Raw genomic sequence first — 21,878 nt, forward strand, 5'->3', positions numbered from 1 at the left:
CTTTGCTTTGAGCATCACGGGATCTTATCAGCGTATCGAGAGATACAAGGATCGTAGAATCCGCCCATAATTGTTCAGATTCAGAGGCTGGCTTTGCACAGTCGCCACTCATTAAAGCAGTCGTATTTTTTGTAGGAAGGACCCCAATGCGAGTCGCAATACTGGATGACGAGCCCGCCGAGTTGCGACGGGTGGAACAGACACTGCGACAGATTCCCAGCACTGCGGAACAGCCATGGTCGCTGCATTTCTTTGAGCGCGGCGAAGACCTGCTGCGCCAACTGCGGCGGGAAACCTTTGACCTGCTGATCCTGGACTGGCAACTGCCGGATATCTCGGGCATTGCCTTATTGCGCTGGACCCGCGAACACATGGAATCGCCCCCCGCGGTAATCATGCTCACCAGTCGCGATGCCGAAAGCGATATCGTCACCGCATTGAACAGCGGCGCAGATGATTACGTCAGTAAACCCTTTCGCCCCAACGAGCTCAAAGCACGCGTCAGCGCCGTCCTGCGACGTCACGGCTTACAGAAGTCGGCTACCCAGGAAGTACAGAGCTTTAATGATCTAACCTTCGACGATGCGGAACTGACCGTCACCCGCGCAGGCAAACCCATTAACCTGACAGAACGGGAATACCGCCTGGCCAGTTGCCTGTTTGCCAACCTGGCCCGGCCGCTGTCTCGCGAGTACCTGTATGAGCGGTTTTGGAGCCATGAGGAAATGGTCTCGTCACGGCCTTTGGATACCCATATCTACCGTCTGCGTAACAAGCTCGGACTGACGGCGGATCGCGGCTGGCAGCTGTTGACGATCTATGGATATGGGTATCGTTTGGAGAGTGTGGCGACAACGGCGCAAAGTTAAAATCTTGATGTTCCACGTGGAGCATTTTAAAACGCTTAACCATCACCCAATAAAAAAGGCCAACGCTAAGCGTTGGCCTTTTTGTTCAAGCAGGTTTACCTAATCAGAAATCCAGGTTAGACACCGCCAAGGCGTTGCTCTCGATGAAGTCACGACGAGGCTCGACCGCATCACCCATCAGGGTGTTGAAGATCTGGTCTGCGCCAATGGCGTCTTCGATGGTCACACGCAACATACGACGCTGAGCCGGGTCCATGGTGGTTTCCCACAGCTGATCCGGGTTCATCTCGCCAAGACCTTTGTATCGCTGGATGGTATGGCGCTTGGTGCTTTCAGCCATCAGCCAGTCCAGGGCTTCCTTGAACTCTTTGACCGCTTTCTTGCGCTCGCCACGCTGAATGTAAGCACCATCGTCCAGCAGGGTGCTCAGTTGCGCGCCGAGGGTAACGACCGTTTTGTAATCGTTGCTGCCGAAGAAGTCGCGGTTGAAGGTGACGTAGTTGGACAAACCGTGGGAGATCAGTTCGACCTCCGGCAGCCACACGTTACGTTCACGGTCTTCGCGCAGGCTGGCTTTGTACACCAGGCCAGACTTCTCAACGGTACGCAGACGCACTTCGTACTGGGCCAGCCAATCCTGCATGGCGGCGTGATCGCCCAACTGCTCCAGGCTCACGGCCGGCAGGTAGATGAAGTGCTCGGTCAGCTCCTGAGGATACAGGCGCGACAAACGCTTGAGCGTCTTCATGACCATACGGAAGTCGTTGACCAGACGCTCCAGCGCCTCACCGGAGATGCCCGGGGCTTCGTCGTTCAGGTGCAGGCTGGCATCTTCCAGGGCCGACTGCGTCATGTATTCTTCCATGGCGTCGTCGTCTTTGATGTATTGCTCTTGCTTGCCTTTTTTCACCTTGTACAACGGCGGTTGGGCAATGTAGATGTAGCCACGCTCGATCAGCTCTGGCAGCTGACGGAAGAAGAACGTCAGCAGCAGGGTACGAATGTGCGAACCGTCGACGTCAGCATCGGTCATGATGATGATGTTGTGGTAACGCAGCTTGTCGATGTTGTACTCATCACGGCCAATACCGCAGCCGAGTGCAGTGATCAAGGTGCCGACTTCCTGAGAGGAAATCATCTTGTCGAAGCGCGCCTTCTCAACGTTGAGGATCTTGCCCTTCAACGGCAGGATGGCCTGGGTGCGACGGTTACGACCCTGCTTGGCGGAACCGCCAGCAGAGTCACCTTCCACCAGGTACAGTTCGGAGAGGGCAGGGTCCTTCTCCTGGCAGTCAGCCAGTTTGCCAGGCAAGCCGGCGATATCCAGCGCGCCTTTACGACGGGTCATCTCACGGGCTTTACGCGCGGCTTCACGGGCGCGGGCAGCATCGATCATCTTGCCGACAACCAGCTTGGCCTCATTGGGGTTTTCCAACAGGAAGTCGGAGAAGTATTTGCCCATTTCCTGTTCAACCGCGGTCTTCACTTCGGAAGACACCAGCTTGTCTTTGGTCTGGGAGCTGAACTTCGGATCCGGAACCTTGACCGAGATAATAGCCGTCAGGCCTTCACGGGCATCGTCACCGGTGGTGGCGACTTTATGCTTCTTCGCCAAACCTTCCGCTTCAATGTAGGTGTTCAGGTTACGCGTCAACGCAGAACGGAAACCCACCAGGTGAGTACCGCCATCGCGCTGGGGAATATTGTTGGTGAAGCACAACAGGTTCTCGTTGAAGCTGTCGTTCCACTGCAGGGCGATTTCCACGCCGATGCCGTCTTCACGCTGGATATTGAAGTGGAACACCTGGTTGACCGCAGTCTTGTTGGTGTTCAGGTATTCAACAAACGCACGCAGGCCGCCTTCGTACTTGAACAACTCTTCCTTGCCGCTGCGCTCATCCTTGAGGACGATGCCAACACCGGAGTTGAGGAAGGACAGTTCACGAATCCGCTTGGCCAGGATGTCCCAGCTGAAGTGGATGTTCTTGAAGGTCTCAGCCGATGGCTTGAAGTGGATCTGGGTACCGGTGGTTTCACTGTCACCAACGATTTTCATCGGTTCCTGTGGCACACCGTGGACGTAAGTCTGTTCCCAGATCTTGCCGCTACGGCGAACGGTGAGAATCAACTCTTCGGACAGAGCGTTCACTACCGACACACCTACACCGTGCAAACCGCCGGATACTTTATAGGAGTTGTCGTCGAATTTACCGCCGGCGTGGAGCACGGTCATGATGACCTCTGCCGCCGAAACGCCTTCTTCTTTGTGCACGTCTACCGGGATGCCACGACCGTTGTCACGCACGGTAATGGACTCATCCGGGTGGATGATAATGCTGATGTCGTCGCAGTGACCGGCCAGAGCTTCGTCGATGGAGTTATCGACCACCTCGAACACCATGTGGTGCAGACCGCTACCATCATCGGTGTCGCCAATGTACATACCGGGACGTTTGCGTACGGCATCCAAACCTTTCAGCACTTTAATGCTGGTCGAGTCGTACGTGTTTTCTTCGCTCATGCCTTCACTCCCGATGGTCGTGGGTCTGGGTGATACGGCCTTGTTCCACGTGGAACAAAGCGACTGGCGTTTCCGTCTGCCAGCCTTCCCTCAATAATTCGTGGTCTACACAGGTAATGAATACCTGGCAGCGTAAGTCTTCCAACAAGCGGCATAGCGAACGGCGGTGCTGCTCGTCGAGCTCCGACGGCAAGTCATCCACCAGATAAATACACTGACCGCGCCTTGCCTGGCTAACCAAGTGCCCTTGCGCAATACGCAGCGCACACACCACCAACTTCTGCTGGCCGCGGGACAAAATATCCGCAGCATTATGTGCACCTAATCTAAGGCGCAAATCAGCGCGTTGGGGGCCGGCCTGGGTGTGTCCGATTTGCTGATCCCGCTGCAGGGACGTCGCAAGCACAGCACTGAGCTCACGGTCTTTATCCCAACCTCGGTAGTAACTCAGCGTCAGCCCCTCGAGGTCCAACAACTCGCTCAAGGTCTGCTCAAAGACTGGTTTCAAGGCTTTGATATAGGCACGACGGTACTCATCTATTTCGTCGCTGGCCAGGCATAGCTCTCGGTCCCAGGCTGCTTGCGAAGCGGCGTCAAGTGTACCATGCCGCAGCCATGAGTTCCGCTGCCGCAGGGCCTTCTGCAGGCGCTGCCAAGTGGCCATGAAGCGGGGTTCCACGTGGAACACACCCCAGTCCAGAAATTGGCGGCGGATTTTCGGTGCACCTTCCAACAGACGGAAGCTGTCGGGGTTGATCAACTGCAACGGCAGAATTTCTGCCAGTTGTGCGGCACTGCGCGCATTTTGCCCGTCGATACGAATCTGAAACTCCCCGCCGCGATCGCGGGATATCCCCAGTGCACTCTGACCACCTTCCGCCAACTCGACTTGGCCAAACACTGTACACGCCAACTGTTCGTACTGAATCACCGGCAACAGGCGGGCACTGCGGAAGGAACGGGCCAGCCCCAACAAGTGGATAGCTTCCAGCACACTGGTTTTGCCACTGCCGTTGGCGCCATGGAGGATATTGATGCGGGGGGAAGGGGAGAAGGTCACCGGGTGCAGATTACGCACCGCGGTGACAGAGACGCGACTAAGGGACATCTAGCTTCTGCTGAGCATGATTACAGGCGCATCGGCATGACAACGTAAGCCGAGTCGTCGTTATCGGATTCTTGCACCAGGGCGCTGCTGTTGGAGTCCGACAGGATCAGGCGAACCTGTTCGGTAGTCATGACGCCCAGCACGTCCAACAGGTAGCTCACGTTAAAGCCGATTTCCAGAGAGCCGCCGTTGTAGTCGACGCCCACTTCTTCTTCTGCCTCTTCCTGTTCCGGGTTGTTGGCCTGGATTTTCAATTGGCCGTTGGCCAATTGCAGGCGAATACCACGGTACTTTTCGTTCGACAGAATCGCAGTACGGCTGAACGCTTCACGCAAGGCCTGGCGATCGCCAATCACCAGCTTGTCGCCACCTTTAGGCAACACACGCTCGTAATCCGGGAACTTGCCGTCAACCAATTTGGAGGTGAAGGTGAACTCACCAGTGGTCGCGCGGATATGGTGCTGACCCAACACGATGCTGACATTGCCGTCCGGCTCGGTGAGCAAACGCGCCAACTCAAGGATACCTTTGCGCGGAACGATCACTTGGTGACGATCAGGCTGGCCGATATCGGCACGCATCGAGCACATCGCCAGACGGTGACCGTCAGTGGCAACCGCACGAATGATGCCTTCGGATACTTCCAGCAACATGCCGTTAAGGTAGTAGCGCACGTCCTGCTGGGCCATGGCGAAGCTGGTGCGCTCGATCAAGCGACGCAGCTTGCTTTGCTCCAGGCTGCACGTCAGCGAGCCTGGCCCTTCTTCCACGGTTGGGAAGTCATTGGCCGGCAAGGTCGACAGAGTGAACCGGCTACGGCCAGCCTTGACCACCAATTTTTGCTCATCGACCTTGATGTCAATCAGCGCATCGTTGGGCAGGCTTTTGCAGATGTCCATCAGCTTGCGCGCCGGCACAGTGATTTCGCCGGGTTCGGCGGGCTCTTCAAGCTGCACACGACCAACCAGCTCGACTTCCAGGTCGGTACCGGTCAAGGACAACTGCTGGCCTTCGACCACCAGTAATACGTTGGAGAGCACCGGCAAGGTCTGTCGGCGCTCGACGACGCCTGCGACCAGTTGCAGGGGTTTCAACAGGGCTTCGCGTTGAATGGTGAAATGCATGGTCTAGTCCCTTGCCTTAATAAGCTGCGCTGGTGTCATCACGTAGTCAGTGTACGCAGCAGGTTCTTGTAGTCCTCGCGAATATCCGCGTCGGATTCCTTAAGTTCGTTGATTTTGCGGCAGGCGTGCAAGACCGTGGTGTGGTCGCGACCGCCAAACACATCGCCGATTTCCGGCAGGCTGTGGTTGGTCAGCTCCTTGGAGAGAGCCATAGCCACCTGACGCGGGCGTGCAACCGAGCGCGAACGGCGCTTGGACAGCAGGTCGGAAATCTTGATCTTGTAGTACTCGGCCACGGTGCGCTGGATGTTATCCACACTCACCAACTTGTCCTGCAGGGCCAACAAGTCTTTCAGGGATTCGCGAATCAACTCGATGGTGATATCACGGCCCATGAAGTGCGAGTGAGCGATGACCCGCTTGAGCGCGCCCTCCAGCTCACGCACGTTGGAGCGAATGCGTTGGGCAATAAAGAAGGCAGCGTCGTGAGGCAGATCAACCTTTGCCTGATCGGCCTTCTTCATCAGGATCGCAACCCGGGTTTCCAGCTCCGGCGGTTCCACCGCAACGGTCAGGCCCCAGCCGAAACGCGACTTCAGGCGCTCTTCCAAGCCTTCAATTTCTTTCGGGTAACGGTCACTGGTCAAGATGACCTGCTGGCCACCTTCGAGCAGGGCGTTGAAGGTGTGGAAAAACTCTTCCTGGGAACGTTCCTTGCGAGCGAAGAACTGAATGTCATCGATCAGCAAAGCATCAACGGAGCGGTAGAAACGCTTGAACTCGTTGATCGCATTGAGCTGCAGGGCCTTGACCATGTCAGCCACGAAGCGCTCCGAATGCAGGTACACGACCTTGGCGTTCGGGTTCTTCTTTAATAGGTGGTTACCTACGGCGTGCATCAAGTGCGTCTTACCCAAGCCAACGCCACCATAAAGGAAGAGCGGGTTGTAACCGTGCTTGGGGTTATCGGCGACTTGCCAGGCAGCTGCACGGGCCAGCTGGTTGGACTTGCCCTCGACGAAGTTCTCGAAGGTGAAGGTGCGGTTCAGATAACTGGTGTGCTTGAGCCCACCCTCAACCTGCACAGTGCGCTGTTCGGCACGAACGGGAGCCTGCTGGGAGCTGGCGCCTGCCATCGGATCGAAGCTGTCGCGAGACGGTTCTTCATGCTCTGGCGCATTTTTTTGCGCAGAGGATTTGGACGACGTTGCAGCAGGTGCAGTAGAAGCAGCAACCGGTGCCGCTGCCGCCTGGGCTTGCGATGCCGCTGCAGCCAAAGGCGCGTTCGGCGCAGCACGGGGTGCTGAGCTACGTTTGCTGCCTATTAATAAGGAGAGCACGGGCGCGAGGCCATTGCCATGTTCATCGAGCAATTCGAGAACGCGGCTCAGGTACTTCTCATTGACCCAGTCGAGAACAAAACGATTGGGTGCGTAGACACGCAACTCGTCGCCTTCGGCTTCGACCTGTAGCGGACGGATCCAGGTGTTGAATTGCTGGGCAGGCAGCTCATCGCGCAAAAGCTCCACGCACTGCTGCCAAAGTTCCACTGACACGGATATCCCCTAAGTTGAAAGCCGGTGAGGCAAAAACAGCCGCCATTGTAGCGACCAGCCGCCCACTTATCCACATGTAGGTTGCTCACAGGGCACCCAAAATCAATGTGTTAACCGCAGAAAAGGCGACCAATGGTCTGTGCATAAGCTCTGTGGATAAGCCACCCTGAGCTCGTTGCACAAGTGGGGGCAAAAGTCTGTGGGTAACCGGCCTGTGGATAACAACCCATTCCACGCACAGCTTATCCGATAGCGCAGCACAGGCAGAGCACTGCTTCTCCCCCGTGTTGTCATTCTCTGTACAGCACGCAGAATAAGGGCTAAAGGCAGTTATCCACAGATGATCGCCTGGCTAGCTTTTATAAGCTTTACAGAAAAGCTTTAAATAACTTCCTTCTTTATTTTTATATCTATGGCATGGCGGATGAAAGCAGAACGGCTCGGAAGGCGGCAAAGATCTAATTGAAGGAAAAGCTGGTTGGAAATTGACCTAGAGGCTTGCTTTCTCTAGAATCGCCGGTCTCTTAAAACGGGGGCCATTCCGGCCCGTTGTGGACGAACCAGGTAACAACGCCATGAAACGTACTTTCCAACCAAGCACCATCAAACGCGCCCGTACTCACGGCTTCCGTGCTCGCATGGCTACCAAGAACGGCCGTGCTGTCCTGTCGCGTCGCCGCGCCAAAGGTCGTGCGCGTCTGGCAGTTTGATAATCCGGTACTGGTGGTGAGTCAGGACTTCAGTCGGGAAAAGCGTCTGCTTACCCCCCGGCATTTCAAGGCAGTCTTTGACTCCCCCACCGGCAAGGTTCCGGGGAAAAATCTCCTGCTCCTTGCGCGTAACAACGATCTTGATCACCCCCGTCTCGGGCTGGTGATTGGCAAGAAGAGCGTCAAGCTCTCCGTTGAGCGCAATCGCCTCAAGCGTCTGATGCGCGAATCGTTTCGCCTCCACCAGGACACTCTGGTTGGTTGGGATATTGTTATCGTCGCGCGCAAAGGCTTGGGTGATGTAGAAAACCCCGAATTGATTCAGCATTTCGGCAAGCTCTGGAAACGTTTGGCTCGTACCCACAAGCCAGCACCAGCAGTCAGCACCGAAACTGTAGGGGTAGACAGCCTTGATGCGTAAACTGGCAATCGTTCCGATCCAGTTTTATCGCTATGCCATTAGTCCTCTGATGGCCAGCCACTGTCGTTTCTACCCCAGTTGTTCCTGCTACGCGTTAGAGGCCATAGAAAATCATGGTCTTCTGCGCGGTGGCTGGCTGACCTTTCGTCGTTTAGGTCGCTGTCATCCGTGGAATCCCGGTGGTTATGACCCGGTTCCACCTATCCCTACCTCCCGTTCTTCTTCGATGGCCGAGTAATCATGGATATTAAACGCACAATCCTGATCGTCGCCCTGGCAATCGTGTCCTATGTCATGGTCCTTAAATGGAACCAGGACTACGGCCAGGCTGCCCTGCCGACTCAGAATGTTGCTACCAATCAGGCTGCGCCGGCTATTCCGGACACCCCGCTGGGTAACAATGCGTCCGCGAGTGCCGATGTTCCCAGCGCGAATGGCGAGACAAGTGCCCCGTTAGAAACGCCAGTGGTCACCAACAAAGACCTCATCCACGTGAAAACGGATGTGCTCGACCTGGCTATCGACCCACAAGGTGGTGATATTGCACAGCTGAAGCTGCCGCTTTATCCACGTCGCCAGGATCATCCGGATGTTCCGTTCCAGCTGTTCGATAACGGCGGTGAACGTACTTATCTGGCGCAAAGCGGCCTGACCGGCACCAATGGTCCGGATGCACGTGCTACCGGTCGTCCGGTTTATTCGACCGAGCAAAAGACTTATCAACTGGCAGACGGCCAGAACCAGTTGAACGTCGACCTGAAATTCAGCCTCGACGGCGTCAACTACATCAAGCGTTTCAGCTTTACCCGTGGTTTGTACGATCTGAAGGTCACTTACCTGATCGACAACACCAGCGACAAAGCCTGGAGCGGCAACCTGTTTGCCCAGCTCAAGCGTGACGCCAGTTCCGATCCGTCTTCCAGCACCGCCACCGGCACCGCGACTTACCTGGGCGCCGCCCTGTGGACAAGTAACGAGCCGTACAAAAAAGTGTCGATGAAAGATATCGACAAGGGCACGCTGAAAGAAACCGTCCAGGGTGGCTGGGTAGCGTGGCTGCAGCACTACTTCGTGACCGCCTGGATTCCGAACAAGGGTGACGCGAACCTGGTTCAAACCCGCAAGGACAGCCAGGGCAACTACATCATTGGGTTCACTGGCCCGGCGTTGACCGTCGCTCCAGGTGCCAAGGCTGAAACCAGCGCTACCCTGTACGCCGGTCCTAAAAGCCAGGCCGTATTGAAAGAGTTGTCCCCAGGTCTGGAACTGACTGTGGATTACGGCTTCCTGTGGTTCATTGCCCAGCCGATCTTCTGGCTGTTGCAACATATCCACAGCATCGTCGGCAACTGGGGCTGGTCGATCATCTTCCTGACCATGCTGATCAAGGGGATCTTCTTCCCACTGTCGGCAGCCAGCTACAAGTCGATGGCGCGTATGCGTGCCGTTGCCCCGAAACTGGCGGCACTGAAAGAACAACATGGCGATGACCGGCAGAAAATGTCGCAGGCCATGATGGAGCTGTACAAGAAAGAGAAGATCAACCCGCTGGGTGGATGCTTGCCTATTCTGGTACAGATGCCGGTGTTCCTGTCGCTGTACTGGGTACTGCTGGAAAGCGTGGAAATGCGCCAAGCGCCGTTCATGCTGTGGATAACTGACCTGTCGATCAAGGACCCGTTCTTTATCCTGCCGATCATCATGGGCGCGACCATGTTTATCCAGCAGCGTCTGAACCCAACCCCGCCGGATCCGATGCAGGCCAAGGTAATGAAAATGATGCCAATCATCTTCACCTTCTTCTTCCTGTGGTTCCCTGCTGGCTTGGTACTGTACTGGGTGGTCAACAACGTGTTGTCGATCTCTCAACAGTGGTACATCACACGTAAGATCGAAGCGGCTACCAAAAAAGCCGAGGCGTAATTTACTCTGTGGATAACCACTCAAGACGCCCCCTAGTGGGGCGTTTTGCTTTCCGTCACTTTTGTTCTGGAACCTGCTGATGAGCGCTCCTCGTGAAACCATCGCTGCTGTCGCCACCGCTCAGGGCCGAGGCGGAGTCGGTATCGTTCGAATTTCCGGCCCCTTGGCGGGCGTTGCGGCCATGGCAATCAGTGGCCGAGAGCTGAAACCCCGTTATGCTCATTACGGCCAGTTTCTGGATGCTGACCAAAGCGTATTGGACGAGGGCTTGGCGATCTATTTTCCGGGACCCAACTCTTTCACCGGTGAAGATGTCCTGGAATTACAGGGGCACGGTGGTCCTGTGGTCCTGGATATGCTCCTGCAGCGTTGCTTGCAACTGGGTTGCCGCTTGGCACGGCCTGGGGAATTCAGCGAACGGGCATTTCTGAACGACAAGCTCGATTTGGCCCAAGCCGAAGCGATTGCGGATTTGATCGAAGCCAGTTCTGCACAGGCTGCACGTAACGCTTTGCGCTCATTGCAGGGGGCTTTTTCCCTGCGTGTGCATAACCTGACCGAACAACTGATCAGTCTGCGTATCTACGTTGAAGCGGCGATCGATTTTCCCGAAGAAGAAATCGACTTCCTCGCGGATGGCCATGTGCTGGCAATGTTGGATAAGGTCCGTGAGGAATTATCCACAGTGCTGCGTGAAGCCGGGCAGGGAGCCTTGCTGCGCGATGGTATGACGGTGGTGATTGCCGGGCGGCCCAATGCCGGTAAATCCAGCCTGCTCAACGCCCTGGCAGGGCGCGAGGCGGCGATCGTCACCGAGATTGCCGGCACTACCCGGGATATCTTGCGCGAACATATCCACATCGACGGCATGCCGCTTCACGTCGTCGACACCGCCGGGCTGCGCGACACCGACGACCAGGTGGAAAAAATTGGTGTGGAACGCGCGCTCAAGGCTATCGGGGAAGCCGATCGTGTGTTGTTGGTCGTCGATGCCACGGCACCGGAAGCTGTGGATCCTTTTGCGCTGTGGCCAGAATTCCTCGAGCAACGACCTGACCCGGCCAAAGTCACCTTGATTCGTAACAAGGCCGACCTGACGGGTGAAGCGATTGCCCTGCAAACCAGTGAGGATGGCCATGTCACTATCAGCCTGAGCGCCAAAGCGGCAGGTGACGGCCTGGAATTGCTGCGTGAGCATCTCAAGGCCTGCATGGGCTATGAACAGACCTCGGAAAGCAGCTTCAGTGCACGTCGCAGGCATCTTGAGGCACTGCGCCATGCCAGTGCCGCCTTGGAGCACGGCCGGGCGCAGCTGACCTTGGCGGGTGCTGGGGAGCTGCTGGCTGAAGATTTACGTCAAGCACAGCAACTGCTGGGAGAAATTACCGGCGCGTTCAGCTCGGACGATTTGCTGGGCAGGATCTTCTCCAGCTTCTGCATCGGTAAATAGACCTTCGTTGTCCACAGACAGGCCATTCGCGCCTGTCTGTTCAGCCCGTTTCAGGGCAACCCAATCCATTTTTTGACTGACTCGCCGAGCAATCGGTGTTTTTCCGTGCGCGCTATTCGCCTCGGCTGGTACTTTTCTGTGGATTAAACCCTGTGAGTAACCGCGCCTGTGCCCAGTTGATAACAGGGCTTGAAACCTGAGTAAAAACCCGTCTGTGGATAACCATCACTTTAATCCACAGGCTTAAAGCACTTATCCAAGGGCCTCATTGGTACATGACCACAGACTTTTGAATCGCTGTACACATTGAATATAAAGGGCTGTAGAGATCTATCCACAGAAACGTTGCTCAGTAGAAATAAACATAAAAACAAAGATTTAATAAATTTCTCTCTTTTAATTTCTATTGTCTGAGATTCATCCACAGCTGGTTAAATTTTGTGCAAAGGGTTCTTTAGGAAGGGCGAAGTCCCTATACTTGCCGCCATAGCTCCAAAACTCTTTCAACAGACAATTCCTGATTACCTACATAAGCAGGCACGAGGTGCGTGGTGGATTTCCCTTCCCGTTTTGAAGTGATCGTCATCGGCGGCGGTCATGCCGGTACCGAGGCAGCACTGGCGTCAGCACGCATGGGCGTAAAAACCCTGTTGCTTACGCACAACGTGGAAACCCTCGGTGCCATGAGTTGCAACCCCGCTATTGGCGGGATTGGCAAAAGCCATCTGGTCAAGGAAATCGATGCCCTTGGCGGTGTAATGGCGATGGCCACCGACAAAGGTGGTATTCAATTTCGCGTGCTAAACAGCCGTAAAGGCCCGGCCGTAAGGGCTACCCGAGCCCAGGCCGACCGCATCCTGTACAAGGCAGCGGTGCGCGAAACCCTGGAAAACCAGCCGAACCTGTGGATATTTCAGCAGGCTGCCGATGACCTGATCGTCGAGCAGGACCAGGTACGCGGTGTCGTCACGCAAATGGGTCTGCGTTTTCACGCAGATTCGGTAGTACTGACCACAGGGACGTTCCTCGGCGGACTTATCCACATCGGTATGCAAAATTATTCCGGTGGTCGCGCTGGTGATCCGCCGTCGATTGCCCTGGCAAAACGTCTGCGTGAACTGCCGCTGCGCGTCGGCCGCTTGAAAACCGGTACCCCGCCACGCATTGACGGGCGCTCTGTGGATTTCTCGGTGATGACCGAGCAAGCCGGCGATACGCCGATCCCGGTGATGTCGTTCATGGGTTCCAAAGAACAGCACCCCAAACAGGTCAGTTGCTGGATTACCCACACCAACGCCCGTACCCACGAAATCATTGCCGCGAACCTTGATCGTTCGCCGATGTATTCCGGGGTAATCGAAGGCATTGGCCCGCGGTATTGCCCGTCGATCGAAGACAAGATCCACCGCTTTGCCGACAAGGAAAGCCACCAGGTCTTTATCGAACCCGAAGGCTTGACCACTCACGAGCTGTACCCCAACGGGATTTCCACCTCGCTGCCGTTCGATGTGCAGATCCAGATCGTGCAATCGATTCGCGGTATGGAAAATGCGCACATCGTGCGTCCCGGCTACGCCATTGAGTACGACTACTTCGACCCGCGTGATCTGAAATACAGCCTGGAAACCAAGGTGATCGGGGGGTTGTTCTTTGCTGGCCAAATCAACGGGACCACCGGTTACGAAGAAGCCGGCGCCCAAGGTTTGCTGGCCGGAACCAACGCGGCATTGCGTGCACAAGGCAAAGACAGCTGGTGCCCGCGTCGTGATGAAGCGTACATCGGCGTATTGGTCGATGACCTGATCACCCTGGGCACCCAGGAACCGTACCGCATGTTCACTTCCCGCGCGGAATACCGTCTGATCCTGCGCGAAGACAACGCCGATCTACGCCTGACTGAAAAAGGTCGCGAGTTGGGCCTGGTCGATGACGCGCGCTGGGCTGCCTTCTGCAAAAAACGTGAAAGCATTGCGCTTGAAGAGCAACGCCTGAAAAGTACCTGGGTTCGCCCAGGCACCGAGCAGGGCGACGCGATCGCGGAAAAATTCGGCACGCCGTTGACCCATGAGTACAACTTGCTCAACCTGCTTTCTCGTCCGGAAATCGACTACGCTGGTCTGGTTGAAGTGACAGGCCAGGGCGCAGAAGACCCACAAGTCGCCGAACAGGTGGAGATCAAGACCAAGTATGCCGGTTACATTGATCGCCAGCAGGACGAAATCGCTCGCCTGCGCGCCAGTGAAGATACCAAGTTACCTGTGGATATCGACTACACCGGGATTTCCGGGCTGTCGAAAGAAATTCAAAGCAAGCTGGGGATAACTCGGCCTGAAACACTCGGGCAGGCTTCACGTATCCCTGGCGTGACCCCAGCAGCTATTTCGCTGTTGATGATTCATTTGAAAAAACGCGGCGCGGGCCGTCAGTTGGAGCAAAGCGCTTGAGTTCGTTGGTCACCTCGCAACACGCCGAAGAGTTATCCACAGGGGCGCGCCAGTTGGGCGTAGCGTTGACCGAAGTCCAGCATGAGTTACTGCTGGGCTACCTGGCCCTGTTGATCAAATGGAACAAGGCCTACAACCTGACCGCAGTGCGTGATCCAGACGAAATGGTCTCGCGCCATCTGCTCGATAGTCTCAGTGTGATGCCGTTCATCGAAAACGGTCGCTGGCTGGATGTCGGCAGCGGCGGCGGGATGCCTGGTATTCCGCTGGCCATCCTGTTTCCCGAGTCGCAAGTGACCTGCCTGGACAGCAACGGCAAGAAAACCCGCTTCCTGACCCAGGTCAAACTCGAACTCAAGCTGGACAACCTGCACGTTATCCACAGTCGCGTCGAAGCCTTTACGCCTGAACAGCCTTTCCACGGAATTGTTTCCCGGGCGTTCAGCAGCATGGAGAACTTCAGCAACTGGACTCGCCATCTAGGCGATCGCGACACGCGCTGGCTGGCAATGAAGGGCGTCCATCCAAGCGACGAGCTGTTAGCATTGCCGGCAGACTTCCACCTCGATAGCGAACACGCCTTGGCCGTCCCCGGTTGCCAAGGCCAACGCCATCTGCTGATACTGCGCCGCACGGCATGATTGGGAACACAAGCAAGAATGGCTAAGGTATTCGCGATTGCGAACCAGAAAGGTGGTGTGGGTAAAACCACCACCTGTATCAACCTCGCAGCATCCCTGGTCGCCACCAAGCGTCGGGTGCTGTTGATCGATCTCGATCCACAGGGCAACGCCACCATGGGTAGCGGTGTGGATAAACACGGCCTTGAAAACTCGGTCTACGATTTGCTGATTGGTGAATGTGACCTGGCCCAGGCCATGCACTATTCCGAGCACGGTGGTTACCAACTGCTGCCGGCCAACCGCGATTTGACCGCGGCGGAAGTGGTGTTGCTGGAAATGCAGATGAAAGAAAGCCGTCTGCGCAGCGCCTTGGCACCTATCCGCGAGAATTACGACTACATTTTGATCGACTGCCCGCCGTCGCTGTCGATGCTCACACTCAACGCGCTGGTTGCCGCCGATGGGGTGATTATCCCCATGCAGTGCGAGTACTTCGCCCTTGAGGGCTTGAGCGACCTTGTGGATAACATCAAGCGTATCGCTGAGTTGCTCAACCCGAACCTGAAAGTCGAAGGCCTGCTGCGGACAATGTATGACCCGCGCCTGAGCCTGATGAACGATGTCTCGGCGCAGCTCAAGGAACATTTTGGCGATCAGTTGTACGACACCGTGATTCCACGCAACATCCGCCTGGCCGAAGCACCAAGCTATGGCATGCCCGCGCTGGCGTACGATAAATCCTCGCGTGGTGCCATTGCCTACCTGGCGCTGGCTGGCGAGATGGTTCGTCGTCAACGCCGCAATTCACGCACCGCTGCAGCCCAGCCAACTTAAGGAATCCCCATGGCCGTCAAGAAACGAGGTCTCGGACGTGGACTGGATGCACTCCTGAGTGGTCCTACCGTCACATCGCTTGAAGAACAAGCGGTGCAGGCCGACGAGCGCGAGCTGCAGCACTTGCCCCTGGATCTGATCCAGCGCGGCAAATACCAGCCGCGGCGGGACATGGATCCCCAGGCGCTGGAAGAACTGGCCAACTCGATCAAGGCCCAGGGCGTGATGCAACCGATTGTGGTGCGCCCAATTGGCAGTGGTCGCTTTGAGATCATCGCCGGTGAACGTCGCTGGCGCGCCAGCCAACAGGCAGGCAAGGAAACCATCCCGGCGATGGTGCGTGATGTGCCGGATGAAACTGCCATCGCCATGGCGTTGATCGAGAACATCCAGCGTGAGGACCTCAACCCGATCGAAGAAGCGATCGCGTTGCAGCGTTTGCAGCAGGAATTTCAGCTGACCCAGCAACAAGTGGCCGAGGCGGTCGGAAAATCCCGTGTCACGGTTTCCAACTTGCTGCGTCTGATCGCCTTGCCGGAAGTCATCAAGACCATGTTGTCCCATGGCGATCTGGAAATGGGCCACGCTCGTGCTTTGCTGGGTTTGCCGGAAAATCAACAGGTTGAAGGGGCGCGACACGTTGTCGCACGAGGGCTCACCGTTCGTCAGACCGAGGCCCTGGTTCGCCAGTGGCTCAGCGGTAAACCTGCACCGGTTGAAACCGCCAAACCTGATCCGGATATCGCGCGCCTCGAGCAGCGCCTGGCCGAGCGGCTAGGCTCTGCGGTGCAAATTCGCCACGGCAAGAAGGGCAAAGGCCAACTGGTCATCGGATATAACTCTCTCGATGAGCTTCAGGGCGTCCTTGCCCACATCCGCTGAAACATTTGCTTATGTAGCGCGTGATCGGAAATCACTACCCGACAGTTGAATAGGGGCAGAACCGCCCCTATACTCTGCGCGCATTTTGTCGGCACAAATTATGCCAAGTTATTGATTTCCGGCAGCCGACCATTGAGGAGCAAGAGTGATGGAAACCCGCACGCCAAACACGTTGCCGTTCCATCGCTTGGCTGTTTTTCCGGTTTTGTTGGCTCAATTTGTCATTTTGCTGATCGCCGCTTTGGCGCTTTGGTACTGGCATGGAGTCGTAGCCGGATATTCAGGACTCTGCGGAGGCCTGATAGCCTTGCTGCCCAATATGTATTTTGCTCACAGGGCCTTTCGGTTTTCCGGCGCCCGAGCAGCCCAGGCTATCGTGCGGTCTTTTTATGCCGGCGAAGCAGGGAAACTGATTTTGACGGCAGTGCTGTTTGCACTGACCTTTGCAGGTGTGAAGCCATTGGCGCCGCTGGCTGTATTCGGCGTCTTCGTGTTGACCCAACTGGTCAGCTGGTTCGCTCCCCTGCTAATGAAAACAAGACTTTCGAAACCTTAGGGCGTTTGAGGCAACCATGGCAGAAACAACCGCTTCGGGCTATATCCAGCACCACTTGCAGAACCTGACCTTCGGTCAGCTTCCTAATGGCGGCTGGGGCTTTGCCCACACCGCAGCAGAAGCCAAAGAAATGGGTTTCTGGGCTTTCCACCTGGATACTCTGGGTTGGTCGGTCGCATTGGGTCTGATCTTCGTCCTGATTTTCCGCATGGCGGCAAAGAAGGCGACTTCCGGTCAGCCAGGTGCTTTGCAGAACTTCGTTGAAGTATTGGTCGAATTCGTCGATGGCAGCGTGAAAGACAGCTTCCATGGCCGTAGCCCGGTGATTGCACCGTTGGCACTGACCATCTTCGTCTGGGTATTCCTGATGAATGCCGTCGACCTGATCCCGGTGGACTGGATTCCTCAGTTGGCCATGGCGATCTCCGGCGATCCGCACATCCCATTCCGTGCCGTATCCACCACTGACCCGAACGCTACCCTGGGCATGGCCCTATCGGTGTTCGCGTTGATCATTTTCTACAGCATCAAGGTCAAGGGCATCGGCGGCTTCATCGGCGAACTGACCCTGCACCCGTTCGGCAGCAAGAACATCTTCGTTCAAGCCCTGCTGATCCCGGTGAACTTCCTGCTGGAATTCGTCACCCTGATCGCCAAGCCGATTTCCCTGGCTCTGCGACTGTTCGGCAACATGTATGCCGGCGAGCTGGTGTTCATTCTGATCGCTGTGATGTTCGGCAGCGGTCTGCTCTGGCTTAGCGGCCTGGGCGTAGTACTGCAGTGGGCGTGGGCTGTGTTCCACATCCTGATCATTACCCTGCAGGCCTTCATCTTCATGATGCTGACCATCGTCTATCTGTCGATGGCGCACGAAGAGAACCATTAAGACCAGTCTCGACTAGTCTGATGTCCTTCCCGGTCAAACGGGAAGGTGGCCCAACAGGGCTATGAAACGATTTGTTTTACCGCTTTAAAATCTAAAAAACCTAAACCATACGACGTAAAAGTCGGGAGGAAAGATGGAAACTGTAGTTGGTCTAACCGCTATCGCTGTTGCACTGTTGATCGGCCTGGGCGCCCTGGGTACTGCCATTGGTTTCGGCCTGCTGGGCGGCAAATTCCTGGAAGGCGCCGCGCGTCAGCCAGAAATGGTCCCAATGCTGCAAGTTAAAATGTTCATCGTCGCCGGCCTGCTCGACGCCGTGACCATGATCGGCGTTGGTATCGCACTGTTCTTCACCTTCGCGAACCCCTTCGTTGGTCAACTCGCTGGCTAATCACTCGAATTTTCGAGTGATTGGGGTGATGGACAACGAATGAGCGAGGTGTTGGCGTGAACATTAATGCAACCCTGATTGGCCAATCCGTTGCGTTCTTCATTTTTGTAGTGTTTTGCATGAAGTTCGTGTGGCCTCCGGTCATCGCGGCTTTGCACGAACGTCAGAAGAAGATCGCGGATGGTTTGGACGCTGCCAGCCGTGCAGCTCGCGACTTGGAGTTGGCCCACGAGAAAGTGGGTCAGCAACTGCGCGAAGCTAAAGCACAGGCAGCCGAGATCATTGAGCAAGCCAAGAAACGCGGTAACCAGATCGTCGAAGAGGCTGTTGAAAAAGCCCGCGTCGAAGCTGACCGTGTGAAGGCTTCGGCTCATGCCGAGATCGAACAGGAACTGAACGGCGTCAAAGACGCGCTGCGTGCCCAACTGGGTGCTCTGGCGGTCGGCGGTGCTGAGAAGATCCTCGGTGCCACAATCGATCAAAACGCGCACGCGGAGCTGGTTAACAAACTGGCTGCTGAAATTTAAGCGAGGGCGATCATGGCAGAACTGACCACGTTGGCCCGACCTTACGCTAAGGCAGCCTTCGAGCACGCCCAGGCCCACCAGCAGCTGGCCTCTTGGTCAGCCATGCTCGGCCTGGCTGCAGCAGTGTCGCAAGACGACACCATGCAGCGCGTGCTCAAGGCCCCGCGCCTGACGAGCGCAGACAAGGCCGCCACTTTTATTGAAGTGTGCGGCGACAAGTTTGATGTGAAGGTGCAGAACTTCATCCACGTCATTGCCGAAAACGACCGTCTCCCGCTATTGCCGGAGATCGCCGCTCTGTTCGACCTGTACAAGGCCGAAGCAGAGAAATCGGTAGACGTTGAAGTGACCAGTGCTTTCGCATTGAACCAAGAACAGCAAGACAAACTCGCCAAGGTTCTCAGTGCACGACTCAATCGGGAAGTGCGCCTGCAAGCTTCGGAGGACGCATCCCTGATTGGTGGTGTTGTTATCCGTGCCGGCGACCTGGTTATCGATGGCTCGATTCGCGGCAAAATCGCGAAACTTGCCGAAGCATTGAAATCTTGAGTTTGAAGGGGCAGCAGAGCAATGCAGCAACTCAATCCTTCCGAAATAAGTGAAATTATCAAGGGCCGCATCGACAAGCTCGATGTGACCTCCCAAGCCCGTAACGAAGGCACTGTCGTCAGCGTATCTGACGGCATCGTGCGGATTCACGGTCTGGCCGACGTAATGTACGGCGAGATGATCGAGTTTCCGGGCGGCGTCTACGGTATGGCCCTCAACCTGGAGCAAGACTCCGTAGGTGCCGTTGTATTGGGCGCGTACACCAGTCTGGCTGAAGGCATGAGCGCCAAGTGCACAGGCCGCATCCTGGAAGTTCCGGTTGGTAAGGAACTGCTGGGTCGCGTAGTCGACGCACTGGGTAACCCTGTTGACGGTAAAGGTCCACTGGGCAACACCGAGACCGACGCGGTCGAGAAAGTTGCTCCAGGCGTGATCTGGCGTAAGTCGGTAGACCAGCCTGTACAGACTGGCTACAAGGCTGTCGATGCCATGATCCCGGTCGGCCGTGGCCAGCGTGAGCTGATCATCGGTGACCGTCAGATCGGTAAAACCGCTCTGGCGATCGACGCGATCATCAACCAGAAAGACAGCGGCATTTTCTGCGTCTACGTAGCCATCGGTCAGAAGCAATCGACCATCGCCAACGTGGTTCGCAAGCTGGAAGAAAACGGCGCCCTGGCCAACACGATCATCGTGGCTGCCAGTGCTTCGGAATCTCCTGCGCTGCAATTCCTGGCACCGTACTCCGGTTGCACCATGGGTGAATTCTTCCGCGACCGCGGTGAAGACGCGCTGATCGTTTATGACGATCTGTCCAAGCAAGCAGTGGCTTACCGCCAGATTTCCCTGCTGCTGCGCCGTCCACCAGGCCGTGAAGCCTACCCAGGCGACGTGTTCTATCTCCACTCCCGTCTGCTGGAGCGCGCTTCCCGTGTTTCGGAAGAATACGTAGAGAAGTTCACCAACGGCGCAGTGACCGGCAAAACCGGTTCCCTGACCGCACTGCCGATCATCGAAACCCAGGCTGGCGACGTTTCCGCGTTCGTTCCGACCAACGTGATTTCCATCACTGACGGTCAGATCTTCCTGGAATCGGCCATGTTCAACTCCGGGATCCGTCCTGCTGTGAACGCCGGTGTTTCGGTATCCCGTGTGGGTGGTGCCGCTCAGACCAAGATCATCAAGAAGCTCTCCGGTGGTATCCGTACCGCTCTGGCTCAGTACCGTGAACTGGCGGCATTCGCCCAGTTCGCTTCTGACCTGGACGAAGCGACCCGTAAGCAACTTGAGCATGGTCAGCGCGTTACCGAGCTGATGAAGCAGAAGCAATACGCCCCAATGTCGATCGCTGACATGGCGTTGTCGCTGTATGCCGCTGAGCGTGGGTTCCTGACCGACGTTGAAATCGCCAAGGTCGGCAGCTTTGAACAAGCGCTGATTGCTTACTTCAACCGCGATCACGCCGAATTGATGGCGAAGATCAACGTGAAGGGTGACTTCAATGACGATATCGACGCTGGCATGAAAGCCGGTATCGAGAAGTTCAAGGCCACCCAAACCTGGTAAGCCGCAGCGGGAGCCGCAAGGCTCCCGCTTGCTAACCTGATAGGTGTTACATGGCAGGCGCAAAAGAGATTCGCAGTAAGATTGCGAGCATCAAAAGCACGCAAAAAATTACCAGCGCCATGGAAAAAGTGGCGGTCAGCAAAATGCGCAAGGCACAAATGCGCATGGCTGCTAGCCGTCCTTATGCGGAGCGTATCCGCCAGGTAATTGGGCATCTGGCCAACGCCAACCCGGAATACCGCCACCCGTTCATGATCGAGCGCGCCGTCAAGCGTGCAGGTTATGTGGTAGTGAGCAGTGACCGTGGTTTGTGCGGTGGTCTGAATACCAACCTGTTCAAGGCCCTGGTCAAGGACATGGCGGTAAACCGCGAAAACGGCGTCGAGATCGATCTGTGTGTGGTGGGTAGCAAGGGTGCGGCCTTTTTCCGCAACTTCGGCGGTAACGTCGTTGCAGCTATCAGCCATCTGGGTGAAGAGCCGTCGATCAATGATTTGATCGGCAGTGTGAAGGTGATGCTGGATGCGTACCTGGAAGGCCGTATTGACCGCCTTTCCGTGGTATCCAACAAGTTCATCAACACCATGACCCAGCAGCCAACCGTGGAGCAATTGATTCCACTGGTGGCGACTCCGGATCAGGAACTCAAGCACCACTGGGACTACCTCTACGAACCAGACGCCAAAGAGCTGCTTGATGGCTTGATGGTGCGCTACGTGGAGTCGCAGGTGTACCAGGCGGTGGTCGAGAACAACGCAGCTGAACAAGCGGCGCGGATGATCGCGATGAAAAACGCTACCGATAACGCCGGTGATCTGATCAGCGATTTGCAGCTGATCTACAACAAGGCGCGTCAGGCTGCGATCACCCAAGAGATCTCGGAAATCGTCGGCGGCGCTGCCGCGGTTTAACGGTTCAAATATTCAGAGGATCCAGCT

General features: G+C 56.2%; 21 protein-coding genes. 17 read left to right on the plus strand and 4 right to left on the minus strand.

The window, feature by feature from the left end; all coding sequences use genetic code 11:
• Positions 1-146 precede the first annotated feature (146 nt).
• Positions 147-869: a response regulator transcription factor gene (locus tag E4O97_RS01270; protein WP_005783372.1), complete on the plus strand. Its 723-nt coding sequence runs from the start codon at positions 147-149 to the stop codon at positions 867-869.
• 103 nt (positions 870-972) lie between these two features.
• Here the strand turns inward: E4O97_RS01270 and gyrB are convergent, their stop codons facing one another.
• Genes gyrB through dnaA form a run of 4 tightly spaced genes read right to left on the minus strand, consistent with a single transcriptional unit; the run spans position 973 to position 7,178 of the window.
• Positions 973-3,390 carry a DNA topoisomerase (ATP-hydrolyzing) subunit B gene (gene gyrB / locus E4O97_RS01275; protein WP_005783347.1) on the minus strand — a complete coding sequence of 806 codons (2,418 nt, stop codon included), beginning with the start codon at positions 3,388-3,390 and terminating at the stop codon, positions 973-975.
• Between the two features lie 4 nt (positions 3,391-3,394).
• Complete coding sequence (recF, locus tag E4O97_RS01280; RefSeq protein WP_032878606.1) at positions 3,395-4,498, minus strand: DNA replication/repair protein RecF; 1,104 nt, start codon at positions 4,496-4,498, stop codon at positions 3,395-3,397.
• Between the two features lie 20 nt (positions 4,499-4,518).
• Positions 4,519-5,622, minus strand: a complete 1,104-nt coding sequence (gene dnaN / locus E4O97_RS01285) for a DNA polymerase III subunit beta (RefSeq protein ID WP_005783345.1) — start codon at positions 5,620-5,622, stop codon at positions 4,519-4,521.
• A gap of 38 nt (positions 5,623-5,660) precedes the next feature.
• The gene (gene dnaA / locus E4O97_RS01290) at positions 5,661-7,178 is read right to left on the minus strand and encodes a chromosomal replication initiator protein DnaA (protein WP_032878608.1); all 1,518 of its coding nucleotides are present in this window, start codon (positions 7,176-7,178) and stop codon (positions 5,661-5,663) included.
• Positions 7,179-7,753: 575 nt separating this feature from the next.
• Between dnaA and rpmH the strand changes: the two genes are divergently transcribed.
• From rpmH to atpG, 16 genes are all read left to right on the plus strand, one after another.
• Positions 7,754-7,888 carry a 50S ribosomal protein L34 gene (rpmH, locus tag E4O97_RS01295; protein WP_003213577.1) on the plus strand — a complete coding sequence of 45 codons (135 nt, stop codon included), beginning with the start codon at positions 7,754-7,756 and terminating at the stop codon, positions 7,886-7,888.
• Positions 7,889-7,904: 16 nt separating this feature from the next.
• Complete coding sequence (rnpA, locus tag E4O97_RS01300; RefSeq protein ID WP_003177079.1) at positions 7,905-8,309, plus strand: ribonuclease P protein component; 405 nt, start codon at positions 7,905-7,907, stop codon at positions 8,307-8,309.
• Positions 8,302-8,547 (plus strand): membrane protein insertion efficiency factor YidD, encoded by a 246-nt coding sequence (gene yidD, locus E4O97_RS01305; RefSeq protein WP_019816912.1) that lies wholly within the window; start codon positions 8,302-8,304, stop codon positions 8,545-8,547. Before rnpA ends, yidD begins: the two co-directional genes overlap by 8 nt.
• Positions 8,548-8,549: 2 nt before the next feature.
• Positions 8,550-10,232, plus strand: coding sequence for a membrane protein insertase YidC (gene yidC, locus E4O97_RS01310; RefSeq protein ID WP_005792609.1), 1,683 nt, complete (start codon positions 8,550-8,552; stop codon positions 10,230-10,232).
• Between the two features lie 79 nt (positions 10,233-10,311).
• Positions 10,312-11,682 (plus strand): tRNA uridine-5-carboxymethylaminomethyl(34) synthesis GTPase MnmE, encoded by a 1,371-nt coding sequence (gene mnmE, locus E4O97_RS01315; RefSeq protein WP_032878611.1) that lies wholly within the window; start codon positions 10,312-10,314, stop codon positions 11,680-11,682.
• A 551-nt stretch (positions 11,683-12,233) separates the two neighbouring features.
• On the plus strand, positions 12,234-14,126 hold the full coding sequence (gene mnmG, locus E4O97_RS01320) for a tRNA uridine-5-carboxymethylaminomethyl(34) synthesis enzyme MnmG (RefSeq protein ID WP_005792607.1): 1,893 nt from the start codon (positions 12,234-12,236) through the stop codon (positions 14,124-14,126).
• Positions 14,123-14,767: a 16S rRNA (guanine(527)-N(7))-methyltransferase RsmG gene (gene rsmG, locus E4O97_RS01325; protein ID WP_032878612.1), complete on the plus strand. Its 645-nt coding sequence runs from the start codon at positions 14,123-14,125 to the stop codon at positions 14,765-14,767. The genes mnmG and rsmG overlap by 4 nt, the downstream gene beginning before the upstream one ends.
• An 18-nt stretch (positions 14,768-14,785) precedes the next feature.
• Positions 14,786-15,583, plus strand: a complete 798-nt coding sequence (locus E4O97_RS01330; protein WP_005792605.1) for a ParA family protein — start codon at positions 14,786-14,788, stop codon at positions 15,581-15,583.
• A gap of 9 nt (positions 15,584-15,592) precedes the next feature.
• The gene (locus E4O97_RS01335) at positions 15,593-16,465 is read left to right on the plus strand and encodes a ParB/RepB/Spo0J family partition protein (protein ID WP_057701858.1); all 873 of its coding nucleotides are present in this window, start codon (positions 15,593-15,595) and stop codon (positions 16,463-16,465) included.
• A gap of 148 nt (positions 16,466-16,613) precedes the next feature.
• Complete coding sequence (locus tag E4O97_RS01340) at positions 16,614-17,021, plus strand: F0F1 ATP synthase subunit I (protein ID WP_010565865.1); 408 nt, start codon at positions 16,614-16,616, stop codon at positions 17,019-17,021.
• Positions 17,022-17,037: 16 nt separating this feature from the next.
• Positions 17,038-17,907, plus strand: coding sequence for a F0F1 ATP synthase subunit A (gene atpB / locus E4O97_RS01345; RefSeq protein WP_003195886.1), 870 nt, complete (start codon positions 17,038-17,040; stop codon positions 17,905-17,907).
• 133 nt (positions 17,908-18,040) lie between these two features.
• Positions 18,041-18,298, plus strand: a complete 258-nt coding sequence (atpE, locus tag E4O97_RS01350) for a F0F1 ATP synthase subunit C (RefSeq protein WP_002555987.1) — start codon at positions 18,041-18,043, stop codon at positions 18,296-18,298.
• 56 nt (positions 18,299-18,354) lie between these two features.
• Complete coding sequence (locus E4O97_RS01355) at positions 18,355-18,825, plus strand: F0F1 ATP synthase subunit B (protein WP_003195835.1); 471 nt, start codon at positions 18,355-18,357, stop codon at positions 18,823-18,825.
• A gap of 12 nt (positions 18,826-18,837) precedes the next feature.
• On the plus strand, positions 18,838-19,374 hold the full coding sequence (locus E4O97_RS01360; protein WP_003195833.1) for a F0F1 ATP synthase subunit delta: 537 nt from the start codon (positions 18,838-18,840) through the stop codon (positions 19,372-19,374).
• 21 nt (positions 19,375-19,395) lie between these two features.
• Positions 19,396-20,940, plus strand: a complete 1,545-nt coding sequence (gene atpA / locus E4O97_RS01365) for a F0F1 ATP synthase subunit alpha (RefSeq protein WP_003195831.1) — start codon at positions 19,396-19,398, stop codon at positions 20,938-20,940.
• A gap of 50 nt (positions 20,941-20,990) precedes the next feature.
• On the plus strand, positions 20,991-21,851 hold the full coding sequence (atpG, locus tag E4O97_RS01370; RefSeq protein ID WP_005792602.1) for a F0F1 ATP synthase subunit gamma: 861 nt from the start codon (positions 20,991-20,993) through the stop codon (positions 21,849-21,851).
• Positions 21,852-21,878: the final 27 nt, after the last annotated feature.

Source organism: Pseudomonas sp. W15Feb34, assembly GCF_023127765.1.
Taxonomy (GTDB): domain Bacteria; phylum Pseudomonadota; class Gammaproteobacteria; order Pseudomonadales; family Pseudomonadaceae; genus Aquipseudomonas; species Aquipseudomonas synxantha_A.

Coding starts and splice junctions, on each gene's coding strand:
- yidD (WP_019816912.1), top strand. CDS start 8,302: ATGCGTAAACTGGCAATCGTTCCGATCCAGTTTTATCGCTATGCCATT.
- rpmH (WP_003213577.1), top strand. CDS start 7,754: ATGAAACGTACTTTCCAACCAAGCACCATCAAACGCGCCCGTACTCAC.
- mnmE (WP_032878611.1), top strand. CDS start 10,312: ATGAGCGCTCCTCGTGAAACCATCGCTGCTGTCGCCACCGCTCAGGGC.
- E4O97_RS01340 (WP_010565865.1), top strand. CDS start 16,614: ATGGAAACCCGCACGCCAAACACGTTGCCGTTCCATCGCTTGGCTGTT.
- dnaN (WP_005783345.1), bottom strand. CDS start 5,622: ATGCATTTCACCATTCAACGCGAAGCCCTGTTGAAACCCCTGCAACTG.
- atpG (WP_005792602.1), top strand. CDS start 20,991: ATGGCAGGCGCAAAAGAGATTCGCAGTAAGATTGCGAGCATCAAAAGC.
- E4O97_RS01330 (WP_005792605.1), top strand. CDS start 14,786: ATGGCTAAGGTATTCGCGATTGCGAACCAGAAAGGTGGTGTGGGTAAA.
- E4O97_RS01335 (WP_057701858.1), top strand. CDS start 15,593: ATGGCCGTCAAGAAACGAGGTCTCGGACGTGGACTGGATGCACTCCTG.
- atpA (WP_003195831.1), top strand. CDS start 19,396: ATGCAGCAACTCAATCCTTCCGAAATAAGTGAAATTATCAAGGGCCGC.
- E4O97_RS01270 (WP_005783372.1), top strand. CDS start 147: ATGCGAGTCGCAATACTGGATGACGAGCCCGCCGAGTTGCGACGGGTG.
- atpB (WP_003195886.1), top strand. CDS start 17,038: ATGGCAGAAACAACCGCTTCGGGCTATATCCAGCACCACTTGCAGAAC.
- E4O97_RS01360 (WP_003195833.1), top strand. CDS start 18,838: ATGGCAGAACTGACCACGTTGGCCCGACCTTACGCTAAGGCAGCCTTC.
- yidC (WP_005792609.1), top strand. CDS start 8,550: ATGGATATTAAACGCACAATCCTGATCGTCGCCCTGGCAATCGTGTCC.
- recF (WP_032878606.1), bottom strand. CDS start 4,498: ATGTCCCTTAGTCGCGTCTCTGTCACCGCGGTGCGTAATCTGCACCCG.
- gyrB (WP_005783347.1), bottom strand. CDS start 3,390: ATGAGCGAAGAAAACACGTACGACTCGACCAGCATTAAAGTGCTGAAA.
- atpE (WP_002555987.1), top strand. CDS start 18,041: ATGGAAACTGTAGTTGGTCTAACCGCTATCGCTGTTGCACTGTTGATC.